The following is a 12245-nucleotide window of genomic DNA, read 5'->3' on the forward strand; positions in this document are numbered from 1 at the left end:
GCCATCGTGCCCCGGTCGGGCGACGCACGCACCCCCGGCGCGGAGGTCCGGCCGATCAGCCCGGGACGGCCGGGCCGCGCCGCACACCCGGCGCGTACGGAACGGCCGGGTACAGTCTCCCCACGGTTCACCCAACTCCCCTAATGTGCGCTCGATTTGACCACTCGACGCACAGACAGGGGCCCCATGGGAACGTTCTCCCGCGCCGCTACGACGACGGCCGTCGCCGCCGGACTCCTCGCCGCCGCGCTCGCTCCGGCGCAGGCGTCCACCACCGGCCCCGCGGACACCGGGCAGCTGCCCTACTCCGCCACGACCGGGGTCGGCGTCCACAACGCCTACGAGAAGTCGAAGTACGCGTACTTCGCGGACGCGCTCGACTCGGGCGCGGCGATGCTCGAGATCGACGTGTGGACCAACGCCTTCGGCAGATCGTGGCGGGTCTCGCACAGCAACCCGGTGGGCAACGACAACAACTGCGTGAACGCCGCCGTCGCCGCCGAGCTGCGCGCCAAGGCCCGCAACCAGGACCTGGGCGGCTGCCTGGCCGACATGAGGGCCTGGCACGACGCGCACCCCGGCCATCGGCCGATCCTGATCAAGCTGGAGCTGAAGGACGGCTTCCAGGGCGGTCAGGGCCGGGGGCCGGCGGCGCTGGACTCCCTGCTGAGGGCGCGGCTCGGGGACGCCCTGTACCGGCCGGCGGACCTGGCAGGCGGGCACCCGGATCTCGACACCGCGGTGCGGGCGGACGGCTGGCCGGCGCGTTCGGCGCTGGCCGGGAAGTTCGTCGTCGAGCTGATACCGGGCACGCTCGAGGAGGACAACCCGTTCGACTCGCTGTGGACCGACCGGGAGTACGCGACCCATCTGCGCGATCTCCGGGCGGCGGGCCGTCTCGGCGAGGCGGGCGCGTTCCCCGCCGTGCACCACGCCGCGGCGGGCGACCCGCGCACCCGGTACGCGGACCCCTCGATCCGGCCGTGGTTCGTCGTGTTCGACGGCGACGCGGGGGCGTACGCGGGCGGGACGGTCGACACCTCCTGGTACGACCGCAACCACTACCTCGTCGTCATGACGGACGCGCACGGCGTCGCGCCCGCGATCGACGGGACGAACCCGACGGAGCAGCAGGCCCGCGATCGCGTCGCGCTGCTGGCGGGACGGCACGCGAGCGTGGTGTCCGCCGACTGGTACCCGCTGCCGCAGGTGCTGGGCTCCGTGGTACCGCGGGGCGGTGAGTGACGGAGGCCGGAAGCCGCCCCCGGGGTAACGGCGAGTAACACTCGTCACAGACGGGGCCATGGATGCCACGGATGGCCGTTCGATGGTTTATCGTTCATCTACACGTGGATGTGAATGGGGCACAGCCCCCGGACCTCGCCATCTGCGCACCGGGGAGACCGTTCGACCGACGCCCCCGTGGAGCGCATCACCCAGCGGCGACCGCCGTTCGCACCACACCCAGTGACCGCCCCGGCCGGAAACCCCCGTCCGGCCGGGGCCTCCCCTTCCCCACCTGCCGCGCCCCCGGCCGGACGCCGTGCGGATGCGCTTTCCCGGATACCCGCCCGTAACCGGTCGGCGGTCCGAATTACACGGATATGCGGTGGCGCAAAACCCTAGCCATCCTGGCTCAATCGTTTCAGTCTTGGTGATGCAGGTCACACGCGCCACTGGCGTCGCTCGCGGGGCTCCTGTCCGTGACGACGTACGTGCACGAGAGCGGAACCGCGCAGCAGCAGAGGAGCGAGCGATGTCATCGACCATCGAGCAATCCGTCCGGGCCCGTCTCATCAGCGATGCGCCCCACTCCCTGGCCGTGCCGGTGGTTCTGCGCTACTGCGACACCGACCCGTTCGCCGTCCGCATGGTCTTCCCCCCGGAAGCCTGCCTGAACGACACCGGCGTGACCTGGACCTTCGCCCGCAGCCTGCTCGACGCCGGACTGCGTGCGCCGACCGGCGACGGCGACGTGCACATCTGGCCGTGCGGACGCGTGCAGACGATGGTCGAGCTGCGCTCGCCGGAGGGTGTCGCGCTGCTCCAGCTCGACACGGCCGGCCTGCGCCGGTTCCTGGTCCGCTCGTACGCGACCGTACCGGCGGGCAACGAGGCGGCGGCCCTGGACATCGAACGGGCCCTCGCGGCGCTGCTGGGCAACGCCCGGGGCTGAGCGGGCCGCCCTGCCGGGCCGGCGCCCCCGCGGCCCGGCGGACGGTCCGCTGCAGCCCGCGGGTGGGTCACCGGTGGCCGGCGTACTACGGTCTGGACCATGACAACTGTCGCGTCCGGTACGGGAGTAGGGCCGCTGCTGCGCGGCTGGCGCGAGCGCCGGCGGCTGAGCCAGCTCGAACTGGCTCTGCGCGCCGGATCCTCCGCCCGCCACATCAGCTTCGTCGAGACGGGCCGCTCCCGCCCCAGCGAGGACATGGTCCTGCGCCTCGCCGAGCACCTCGACGTCCCGGTGCGGGAACGCAACTCCCTCCTGCTGGCGGCCGGTTACGCACCCCGGTACGCGGAGACACCGCTGGGCGACCCGGCGATGGAGGCACTGCGTCAGGGCATGGAGCAGCTTCTGAACGGCTACGAGCCGTACCCCGCGCTGGTCGTCGACGGCACGTACGCCGTGCTCGCCGCGAACCGGGGGATCGCGATGCTGCTCGACGGCCTGCCGGAGCACCTGCTCGCGCCACCGCTGAACGCCATGCGGATCACGCTGCACCCCGAAGGTCTCGCGCCGCGCATCCGCAACCTGCGGCAGTGGCGCGCCCATCTGCTGGCCCAGATGGAGCGGCAGCTCGCGCTGGCCCGTTCCGACGCGCTGCGCGCGGTGTACGACGAGGTCGCCGCCTATCCGCTCCCGGAGACCGGCGACGACACGCACGCGGACACCGAGGACGAAGAGGCGGGGCAGGAGGCTCCGTTCCCCTACTTCGCGCTGCCGCTGCGGATCGAGCACGAGGGCCGGGTCCTCTCCTTCGTGTCGTCGATCTCGACCTTCAACACGCCCATGGACGTGACCGTCGCCGAGCTGGCCATCGAGACGCTGCTCCCGGCCGACCCGGCGACGGTGAAGTACCTCCAGTCGCTCACGCCCTAGCGGTGGCGCGCAGCGCGGACCACTGGAGGACGGCGAAGCCGGCGACCGTCAGCGCCTGGATCACGGCCCAGGCGGCGCCCACGGCGGTGGGATCCAGCCACAGGGCGAGGGCGGCGATGCTGAGCACCGACCACAGGATGTTCGTGTCGACGACCAGGGTGACGGCGGTCCGCGGCGGCCGGGGGCGGGCGGCGAGCAGGCCGACGCACGCCGCGTAGGCGGTCAGGAAGACACCGAGGCCGAGCAGCAGGGTGCCGTCGACACCGAGGAGCCGCCCGAGCGGCCCGGAAGCGAACACGTACGCGAGGCCGTTGGCGCCGGTCACGGCGGCGTCGGCGGCGAGGAACCGGCGCAGCATGGTCTGCGGCTCGGTGGTGCGTGAGATGCCGGCGAGCAGGGTTGCGGACATGGCGGATCAGCCTCCGTCGAGGTTGCTTGGCTGGTCGTGGACCCGGAGCCCGGACGGAGTGCGCCGCCCGGGCCCCGGTGCTCACAGAGTGCCCGGCGCCCGCCGGGAGGTCGATTACGCCGCAGGTAATGAGGCAGCGGACAGGACGGCGTCCGGCTCCCTTCGCCGGTCCCGGGACGTGGAGGCAGCGATAAAGGGGAGGCGGAGACCAACGGCGCGTTGGCAGGATGTCCGAGCTCGGCACCCGACGGGAAAGGACCCGACGACCGTGGCTCGTGCCATCACTTTGATCCGCTCCGCCTCCCTGTCCGACGTCGCGGAGTACGCCTACGCGGCCACGGCTCCCGCCGAGTCGCGCCTGATCTTCCTGGCTGGGGCATGTCCGTTGCACGAGGACGGCTCCACGGCAGCGATCGGGGACTACGCGGGCCAGGCAGCGAAGGCCATGGAGAACATGGAGGCTGCTCTCTCTGCCTCGGGTGCGTCGCTGCAGGACGTCATCAGCACCCGGGTCCTCGTCGCGTCGTCCCGGCGGGAGGACCTGGTGACTGCCTGGCAGGTGGTCCGGGACTCGTTCGCCGAGCATGACGTCCCCAGCACCTTGATGGGCGTCACCGTGCTCGGCTACAAGGACCAGCTCGTCGAGATCGAAGCCGTCGCCGCCGTGCTCGATTCCTGAGACAGGTCCTGCCCGATACCGGCATCCGCGTCGTCTTGCGTGTGAGGGTCGGTCGTGACCGGCCGGCCGGGAGTCGTGCAACCGTTGGGGTATGTGGGGAGTCGAACCGTCATGCGGAAACGTGCCTTTGCCTGCCTCTGCGTTCTCCTGGCCGTTGCTTCCGCGTGCTCAGGCAGCAACTCCGGTGACAAGCCCGGGCGGCACCCGGCCGTCCCCTCCTCCACGTCCGACTTCGACGGCGACGGCTACAGCGACCTGATCATCACCCACTCGGGCGCCACCGTCCACGGTGTCCGCGACGCCGGCGAGGTGGTCGTGGTCCACGGCTCCGAGAGGGGCCCAGACACCGCCCGGCGCGAGGTCATCCACCAGAACGACCTGGGACTGGGCAAGGCCGGGCAGGGCGGCGGCTTCGGCGCCCGCTCGCTCGGCGCGGACCTCGACAGCGACGGCTACGCGGACCTCGTCGCGACAGCAGGCACGAAGACCCTCTTCGTCGTCTGGGGCGGCGAGCGCGGCCTGTCCGGGGACGGCGCCGCCCGGCTCACCGGCATGTCCCCCGTGGCCGGTGACTTCAACGGCGACGGTCACACCGATCTCGTCTCCACGGGCACCGATACGGACATCGGCACCCTGGCCCTCGGCCCCTTCACGCGCGCGGGCGAGCCGGAGCGCAGCGTCCGGCTCGACCTCGCCCCTGAGGGCGAGCCCTTCACGTCCGGGGACGACATCGCGACAGCCTCCGCCGCCGGGGACGTCACCGGTGACGGCCGCGACGACCTCGTCGTCACCTGGTCGGTGTACGGCGACGGGAGCCACATCCCCCGCGCCACCGTCCTTTACCGGGGTGCCGCCGACGGCCGGCTCGTCAAGGGCCCGCGCTTGAAGGACGCCCAGGGCAAGGACCTCTTCGGCCGGGCGCCCGTCACCGCCGACATCGACAAGGACGGCTACGCGGACGTCGTCATGGGCCTCGCCTGCGAGATGCTCGGCGATCCCGTGCCCCCGGAGGGCGGCAGCCGGGTCGAGATCTCCTACGGCGGGCCCACGGGGCAGGGCAGCAGGCTCGAGCCGGTCCGTTTCACCGAGCGGGCCGCGCTGCCGGGCTCGCCGGAATTCACCTATTGCACCTTCGGCGACGCCGTGTCCGCCGGCGACACCAACGGCGACGGTCACGCCGATGTCGCTTTCAGCGGTCGGGCAGGAACGGACGCCGTGGGCCGCCCCACCGTCATCCTGCTGCTGGGCGGCGCCGAGGGCCTGACCACCCGAGGCGCCCGGCTCTTCAGCCGGCTCACCCCCGGTATCCCCGGATCCGACGACATCGAGGCAGACTTCGGCAGCGGGACCGCCCTGCTGGACACCGACCGGGACCAGTCGGCGGAGCTGGCGATCGGAAGCTCCGCGTCACAGGGCGGCAGCGACCCGATCGCCTGGGTCCTGCCCGGCTCCGCCCGCGGCATCTCGGCCTCGCACACCGTCACCTTGGAACAGGACGTCCTCGGCATCGCGCCCACCGCGGGCCGCGGCTCCTACGGCTTCGGCCGGTGAGGCGGTTCACCGGCCTGTCCGACACCCGTCAGCGACTCCTCAGTCCTTGAGCGGCGTCAGTCCTTGAGCGGCGTCGCGAAGAGCAGGCCGACGAACATGGCCGGCCTCGACGAACGCTCCTTCCATCTGCACCGGCCCGCACCGCTGTTCCGGACCCGGGAGCCGGATGCCGGCGTCACCCGCCTCCGTGACCGGCGACCGGGCGGGCAGGACGGCAGCTGTTCCCGTGCGGGCAGGTGGAACACACGCGCCGTTGTGGCGGTCAGGCCCCCGGGACGATCACCGTGACCCCGGTGCCCGACGCGGTGCCGAGCGCCGTCAGGGCGTCCGGTACCGCGTCCAGGCCTATCTCCTTCGTGACCAGGAGGTCCGGGCGCAGGGCGCCGGAGGCGACCATGGCCATCATCGCGGGGTAGGCGTGGGCCGCCATGCCGTGGCTGCCGAGGATCTCCAGCTCGAGGGCGACCACCCGGTCCATCGGCAGTCCGACTCCCGACGGGAGGAGGCCGACCTGCACGTGCCGGCCCTGCCTGCGCAGGCTCTGCACCGAGTTCACGCAGGTCACGGGCGCGCCCAGGGCGTCCAATGAGAGGTGGGCGCCGCCGCCGGTCAGATCACGCACCGCTGCGCCGGCCTCGCCCTCGCCGAGCGCCGAGGCGTCCAGGCACACCTCGGCGCCGAAGGTGCGGGCCAGCTCCAGCGCACCCGGCGAGACGTCCACGGCGACGACCCGGGCACCGCAGGCGGCCGCGATCATCACCGCGGACAGGCCCACTCCGCCGCAGCCGTGCACCGCGACCCACTCCCCCGGCCGCACCCGCCCCTGGCCGGCCACCGCGCGGAACGCGGTGGCGAAGCGGCAGCCGAGACTCGCGGCGGTGGTGAACGACATGGTCCGCGGCAGGGCCACCAGATTGGTGTCCGCGTGCCGGAGCGGGACGTACTCGGCGAAGGAGCCCCAGTGCGTGAACCCCGGCTGCTCCTGGCGCTCGCACACCTGCTGGTTGCCGTCGGCGCAGGCGGCGCACCGCCCGCAGGCGCAGATGAACGGCACGGTCACCCGGTCCCCGGGGGTCCAGCGGACGACGTCCGAGCCGACGGAGTGGACCACGCCCGCCAGTTCGTGACCCGGAACGTGCGGAGTGGTGATGCCCTCGTCGTGGCCCATCCAGCCGTGCCAGTCGCTGCGGCACAGCCCCGTCGCCCCGACCCGGACGACGACGCCGTCGCGTGACGGCTCCGGATCCGGGACCTCCCGTACTACCGGCCTGCCACCGAACTCGTCGAATACGACTGCGCGCACGTGCCACTCTCCTCGGTCTCCGCGGCCCGGTTCCTGCGGGCCGACATCCAGGCGTACACCAGCACCCCGGCGAAGAGGAACAACACCCCCTGGTAGACGGCCGCGTAGCCGGAGCCGGCGACCAGCCACATGGAGAATCCGAAGGCCGCGGCGGCGAGGACCGCGTCGCGTACGAGGCGCCGCCCGTCCACCCGGTCCGGCCGGCCGGACAGCAGGTGGTGGATCTGGGCGGCGGTCGCCAGCAGGTAGGGCACAGTGGCGGTGAAGGTCGTGACGAGCACCAGGACCTCGAAGACCCGCTGGGATCCGGCGGTGTAGTTGTAGACCGTCAGCAGCGACGCGAGGATGACCGTCACGAGGACGCCGACGGTCGGCACACCGCGCCGCTTGGTGGCGAACACCTTCGGGAACAGGCCGTCCTTCGCCGCCGCGTACGGGGTCTGGGCGCTGAGCAGGGTCCAGCCGTTGAGGGCGCCGACCATGGAGACCAGGGCCGCCAGGGCGACGACGGTGCCTCCCCAGCTGCCGCCGAACATGGAGTCGACCGCGTCGCTGAAGGGCGCGGTGGAGCCGACCAGCTCGTCGTGGGCGACGGTGCCGAAGACGGAGAGGGTGCCGAGGAGGTAGATACCGGCGGCCGCCGCGGTGCCGAGGATGGTGGCCCTGCCGACGTTGCGCGCGGGGTCCTTGACCTCGCCCGCGCTGACCGCTGCGGACTCGACGCCCAGGTAGCTGAAGAGCAGGATGGCGGCCGACGCGGAGACCGCTCCGGCCGCGCTGTGGTCACCGGCCTGGAAGGGGCCCAGGTTGGCCGTGTCGAAGAAGAACAGCCCGCCCACGGCCACGAGCAGCAGGGGCACGAACTTCAGCACGGTGGAGACGACCTGGACGGCGCCGACGTAACGGGTGCCCGCGAGGTTGGCGAGCGCGGGCAGCCACTGGAGGAGCAGCGCGGCGGCGATGGTGGCCGCCGTGGAGTGCTGGACGGGTATCAGCACGTCGAGGTAGCCCACGGCGGCGACGGCGAGGGCCGCGTTGGAGACCCAGGTGGTGATCCAGTACGACCAGGCGGCGAGGAAGCCGGCGAAGTCGCCGAACGCCTCGCGGGCGTAGACGTACGGGCCGCCGGTCCTGGGGTGCCGCTCCGCGAGCCGGCCGAAGACGAGGGCGAGCGCGATCGCTCCGGCCGTGAGGATCGCGAAGGCGACCAGGCTGATGGTGCCGAACGGGGCGACGGACGCGGGGAGCAGGAAGATGCCGCCGCCGATGATGTTGCCCATGACCAGGGCCGTGGCGACGGGCAGCCCGAACCTGCGGGCATGCCTGTTCTGTGGTGCTCGGGTGGTCATGGGGTGTGCGGCCTCTTCCGGATGCGCGGCGATGTCGGGGACCGGGACATGTTCGGGCACGGGCGAGGCTGTACAAAATCACCCGTTTTTGTCCGGCACGACTCCCCCGTCAACCGGAATTTCTTCTTCCGTTTCCCCGTCCGACCGGGAAACCTGCACCGGCCCGACGGGGATCTGCGGCCCTTCCCCCTCCCGCAGCCAGCGGCGCAGCACCCGGTGCACCTGTTCCGCGCCGGTCAGCTCGACCCCCGGAGGGACCGGCGGGGACAGTTCGAACGGCGACAGCAGGAACGCCTGTGACTGCTCCCCGCCGAGCCCTCCGTGCGATCCGATCTGCTCCTCGAAGGCGTGCACCACACCCGTGCTCGGATCGTGCATCGAGTTGACCATGATGTCCGCGACGTGCGGGAACGAGTCGGTACGGCGCACCGCGTCGGCCGCGCCGGGCCCGAAACCGGCCAGTGGCCCGTCGTCGTCCTTCAGCGCGTCGACGGGCACCTCCGTACCGTCCGCGCCGAGCACCACCGAGCCGTACGCCTCGCTGCGCACCAGCAGGAAGCCGATGCCCGGATGGCCCGCGAGGGTCGGCAGCAGCGCCGGGTGGCGGCGGCGGATCTCCTCCTGGCTCATGCGGTACGGCACGTCGGGGAACGAGATCAGCGCCAGGTTCCCGGAGGCGAGCACGATCGGGTCGGAGCCCGTCGCCGGACGTTCCTCACCGTCCCCGGCCGGCTGCCGGTGCAGCGCGGTCCGCAGCGCGTCGCGCGCCGCGTCGCGGGCCTCCGCACCGCTCCTGGACCGCTCGGCCCGCCGCGGCACCGGCAGCCCGCAGCCCGCCCGCACCAGGTCCTTCAGCGTCAGCCCGTACGCGCCCTCGAAGGTCTCGCCCGGACTCTGTCCGTGGTCGGAGAGCAGCACGATCCGGTACGCACGCGGCGCGTGTTCCGCGACCTTGGCGATCAGGGCGATGGAGCGGTCAAGACGCTCCAGCACCGCGAAGGCGTCCCGGCTGTGCGGACCGGAGTGGTGGGCCACCTCGTCGTAGGCGACAAGGTCGGCGTAGACGGCCCTGCGGCCGGCGAGCATGTCGCCCATCACGGCGGCGACCACCACATCGCGCTCGACCACGGTGGCGAACGCCCGGATGAAGGGATAGAGGCCGCCGCGCCCGACACGGGGCGTGTCCCCGCGGAGCCCGGCCCTGGCCGACTGGCCGATCTCACGGGCGACCTCCGCGACGAAGGAGATCGCGGTGCGCACGGCGTTGGCCGGATCGGAGAAGTACGCGAAATACCCGGCCCGGGAACGGTTGGCCCTCCCGCGCCGGGCCGCCATCGACAGCACCAGGGCGAGTTGGTCGGCGCCGCCGCTGAACAGGTTGCCGCGGCTCGCGCCGTCCACCGTCAGCAGACCGCCGTCGCCGGTCAGCTCGATCGCCCGCCGCTGGAGTTCCCCGGCGCTCGCCGGGCGGTTGCTCACGACGATCCGGCGGGTGTCCTTCTCGTACCAGCGGAACGCGGGTACGTCGTGGTTGGAGCCGTGCAGGATGCCGAGCTGACTCGCGCCGGTCTGGCTCGACCAGTCGGTGCGCCAGGGTGTGAGCCGGTGCGTGGCCCCCAGCCAGCCGGCCACGGTCGGCATCGCCCCGCTCTCCGCGGCGCGGCGCAGCACCTCGTAGCCGACGCCGTCGAGCTGCAGGAAGACCGTGCCCGGCGGGTCCGGCCTCTCCCGCGCGGCACCGCCGCGCCGACGGCGGTGGGCGAGCCGGTACAGCCTGCGCCGGTAGGCGTTGTCGTCGCGGACGGCGAGCGCCGTGGAGGTGGCGGAGGCGACGGCCGACATCACTGCGGCGACCACCACCGCCGTCTCCGGGTTCGCCGTGCCGCGTCCGTCGGGGACGATCCACAGCGCGATCAGCAGCAGCGAGCCGTTGAGGAAGAACACCAGCAGGCCGAGCACCAGGGCGGGTACGAGCAGCAGCGCCCGCACCACCACGGGCCAGACGAGTCCGGTGAGAAGACCGAACGCGCCCGCGCCGGAGGCCGCCGTGACCGCGGTCCGGGTGGCGCTGTCGCCGTCGTCGGACTGGAGCCGGAAGTCCGGCAGCAGCCCGGCCAGCGCCAGCATCGTCAGCGTGGACACCGCCCACACGACGGCCACACGCACGACGGCGCTCCCGGCCCTGCGCCACCGCCCTTCGCCCACGCCCGTTCACCTCACCCTCGAGCAGGACTCCAGCGTGGCACAGCGCGGAACCCGGTCCGGCGGGTGGCCGCACCGGCCGGGCCGCCCGCGCAGGGCCTAGGCTCGTACGGTACGGGGGTTCACAGGAGGAGGCGTCGCGTGCCGGTGGAGGTCACGTGGTGGGGTCATGCCACCTGCACGATCGAGGACTCCGGGGTCCGGGTGCTCACCGACCCGCTGTTCGTGCGGCGGCTGGCCCATCTGCGCCGTCGCCGTGGCGAACTGCCGCCGCCGCAGGCCGCCGTCGCCGACGCGGTCCTCGTCTCCCATCTGCACTCCGACCATCTGCACCTCGGGTCGCTCGCCCGCCTGGCGCCGGGCACGCGGCTGATCCTGCCGCGCGGCGCGGCCCGTTCCGTGCCGCGGCTCGGCCGGCTCGTCCGCACGGCCGCCCTGCGGGTCACCGAGGTCGGGCCGGGCGACGAGGTACGGGTGGGCGAGCTGCTCGTACGGGCCGTGCCGGCGATGCACGACGGGCGCCGGCTGCCGGTGGGGCCGCACCGCTCGCCGGCGCTCGGCTTCGTCGTCAGCGGCGAGTCGCACACGTATTTCGCGGGTGACACCGGCCTGTTCGACTCGATGGCGGACGAGGTCGGCCACGTCGACGTGGCACTGCTGCCGGTCGGCGGCTGGGGCCCGTATCTCGGCCACGGCCATCTGGACGCGGGCCGTGCGGCGCAGGCCGCGGCCGCGCTCGCGCCGCGGGTGGCCGTGCCCGTCCACTACGGCACGTACTGGCCGATCGGCATGGACGGCATCCGGCCGCACGAGTTCTACGCGCCCGGGGACGAGTTCGCCCGCAAGGCGGCGCTGCTGGCCCCGAAGGTGACGGTGCACCGGCTCGGACACTGCGAACGGATCCGGCCGGAGGGGACGTGGTGAGGGCCCAGCTCGCCGAGGCTCTCGGCCAGTTGTCGGAGCTGGTGCGGCAACTGCCCCCCGAGTCGACCCAGCAGGCCGTGGGCTACCCGTCGCTGTTCCTGCTGGTGGTGCTCGGCGCGCTGGTGCCGGTCGTGCCGACCGGGGCCGTGGTCTCCTCCGCCGCCGTGGTCGCCTTCCACCAGATGGCGCCGCTCGCACTGCTGTACGTCTTCCTGCTCGCCTCGGCGGCCGCGTTCCTGGGTGATGTCACCCTGTACTGGCTGGGACGGCGCGGGGTCCGCTCGAGGAACGGTTCGCGCTGGCTCGCCGCCCTCCGCACGCGCGCCGCACCCGACCGGCTGGAACAGGCACAGCGCAAGCTGGACGAGCACGGCGTGACGGTGCTCGTGCTCTCGCGGCTGGTGCCCGCCGGGCGCATTCCCGTCATGCTGGCGTGTCTGCTGGCCAGGATGCCGTTGCGCCGTTTCGTACGCGGCGACGTCCCGGCCTGCCTGGCGTGGGCCGCGACCTACGGGCTGATCGGCATCGTGGGCGGCTCGCTCTTCGCCGAGCCGTGGCAGGGGGTCCTCGCCGCGGTCGCGCTGACGCTGGTGATCAGCGGCGCGCCCGCCGTCTGGCGCAGGCTGCGGACGGCGTACGGCTCCGACAGCCGGCCCGCCTGACCGCCGGCTCCTGGCAGCCCCTCACCTGCGGCCCGGACCGGGCGGCGCCTCGGCGGCGGACGT

The 12245-nt window shown here is 72.9% G+C and carries 11 protein-coding genes; 7 read left to right on the forward strand and 4 right to left on the reverse strand.

Annotation, left to right across the window (positions count from 1 at the left end; translation table 11 throughout):
- The first annotated feature begins 186 nt into the window (after positions 1-186).
- From SPRI_RS06250 to SPRI_RS06260, 3 genes are all read left to right on the forward strand, one after another.
- Positions 187-1245, forward strand: coding sequence for a phosphatidylinositol-specific phospholipase C domain-containing protein (locus tag SPRI_RS06250; RefSeq protein WP_005309417.1), 1059 nt, complete (start codon positions 187-189; stop codon positions 1243-1245).
- A gap of 511 nt (positions 1246-1756) precedes the next feature.
- Entirely contained in the window at positions 1757-2176 is a 420-nt protein-coding gene (locus tag SPRI_RS06255; protein WP_053556752.1) for an SsgA family sporulation/cell division regulator, read from the forward strand.
- A gap of 99 nt (positions 2177-2275) precedes the next feature.
- Positions 2276-3103, forward strand: coding sequence for a helix-turn-helix domain-containing protein (locus SPRI_RS06260; protein WP_005309419.1), 828 nt, complete (start codon positions 2276-2278; stop codon positions 3101-3103).
- On the opposite strand, the gene SPRI_RS06265 is transcribed toward SPRI_RS06260, so the two are convergent.
- Positions 3093-3512 carry a hypothetical protein gene (locus SPRI_RS06265; RefSeq protein ID WP_005309422.1) on the reverse strand — a complete coding sequence of 140 codons (420 nt, stop codon included), beginning with the start codon at positions 3510-3512 and terminating at the stop codon, positions 3093-3095. The genes SPRI_RS06260 and SPRI_RS06265 overlap by 11 nt on opposite strands.
- A gap of 268 nt (positions 3513-3780) precedes the next feature.
- On the opposite strand from SPRI_RS06265, the gene SPRI_RS06270 reads away from it, so the two are divergent.
- Entirely contained in the window at positions 3781-4191 is a 411-nt protein-coding gene (locus SPRI_RS06270) for a RidA family protein (RefSeq protein WP_037773278.1), read from the forward strand.
- 111 nt (positions 4192-4302) lie between these two features.
- Positions 4303-5742 carry an FG-GAP repeat domain-containing protein gene (locus SPRI_RS06275; protein ID WP_037773280.1) on the forward strand — a complete coding sequence of 480 codons (1440 nt, stop codon included), beginning with the start codon at positions 4303-4305 and terminating at the stop codon, positions 5740-5742.
- A 262-nt stretch (positions 5743-6004) separates the two neighbouring features.
- Here the strand turns inward: SPRI_RS06275 and SPRI_RS06280 are convergent, their stop codons facing one another.
- From SPRI_RS06280 to SPRI_RS06290, 3 genes are all read right to left on the reverse strand, one after another.
- Positions 6005-7045, reverse strand: coding sequence for a zinc-dependent alcohol dehydrogenase family protein (locus SPRI_RS06280; RefSeq protein WP_005309427.1), 1041 nt, complete (start codon positions 7043-7045; stop codon positions 6005-6007).
- Complete coding sequence (locus SPRI_RS06285; RefSeq protein WP_005309430.1) at positions 7003-8394, reverse strand: amino acid permease; 1392 nt, start codon at positions 8392-8394, stop codon at positions 7003-7005. The genes SPRI_RS06280 and SPRI_RS06285 overlap by 43 nt, the downstream gene beginning before the upstream one ends.
- A gap of 78 nt (positions 8395-8472) precedes the next feature.
- The gene (locus SPRI_RS06290) at positions 8473-10599 is read right to left on the reverse strand and encodes a phage holin family protein (protein WP_005309432.1); all 2127 of its coding nucleotides are present in this window, start codon (positions 10597-10599) and stop codon (positions 8473-8475) included.
- A 138-nt stretch (positions 10600-10737) separates the two neighbouring features.
- Between SPRI_RS06290 and SPRI_RS06295 the strand changes: the two genes are divergently transcribed.
- Positions 10738-11520 (forward strand): MBL fold metallo-hydrolase, encoded by a 783-nt coding sequence (locus SPRI_RS06295; protein ID WP_182327866.1) that lies wholly within the window; start codon positions 10738-10740, stop codon positions 11518-11520.
- Positions 11517-12182, forward strand: coding sequence for a DedA family protein (locus SPRI_RS06300; protein WP_086025629.1), 666 nt, complete (start codon positions 11517-11519; stop codon positions 12180-12182). Before SPRI_RS06295 ends, SPRI_RS06300 begins: the two co-directional genes overlap by 4 nt.
- Positions 12183-12245 lie beyond the last annotated feature (63 nt).

The organism is Streptomyces pristinaespiralis (genome assembly GCF_001278075.1).
Taxonomy (GTDB): Bacteria; Actinomycetota; Actinomycetes; order Streptomycetales; family Streptomycetaceae; genus Streptomyces; species Streptomyces pristinaespiralis.

What these genes read in the sequence shown, in the direction of transcription:
- SPRI_RS06250 (WP_005309417.1), top strand. Translation starts at nt 187, where the DNA reads ATGGGAACGTTCTCCCGCGCCGCTACGACGACGGCCGTCGCCGCCGGA.
- SPRI_RS06255 (WP_053556752.1), top strand. Translation starts at nt 1,757, where the DNA reads ATGTCATCGACCATCGAGCAATCCGTCCGGGCCCGTCTCATCAGCGAT.
- SPRI_RS06260 (WP_005309419.1), top strand. Translation starts at nt 2,276, where the DNA reads ATGACAACTGTCGCGTCCGGTACGGGAGTAGGGCCGCTGCTGCGCGGC.
- SPRI_RS06265 (WP_005309422.1), bottom strand. Translation starts at nt 3,512, where the DNA reads ATGTCCGCAACCCTGCTCGCCGGCATCTCACGCACCACCGAGCCGCAG.
- SPRI_RS06275 (WP_037773280.1), top strand. Translation starts at nt 4,303, where the DNA reads ATGCGGAAACGTGCCTTTGCCTGCCTCTGCGTTCTCCTGGCCGTTGCT.
- SPRI_RS06285 (WP_005309430.1), bottom strand. Translation starts at nt 8,394, where the DNA reads ATGACCACCCGAGCACCACAGAACAGGCATGCCCGCAGGTTCGGGCTG.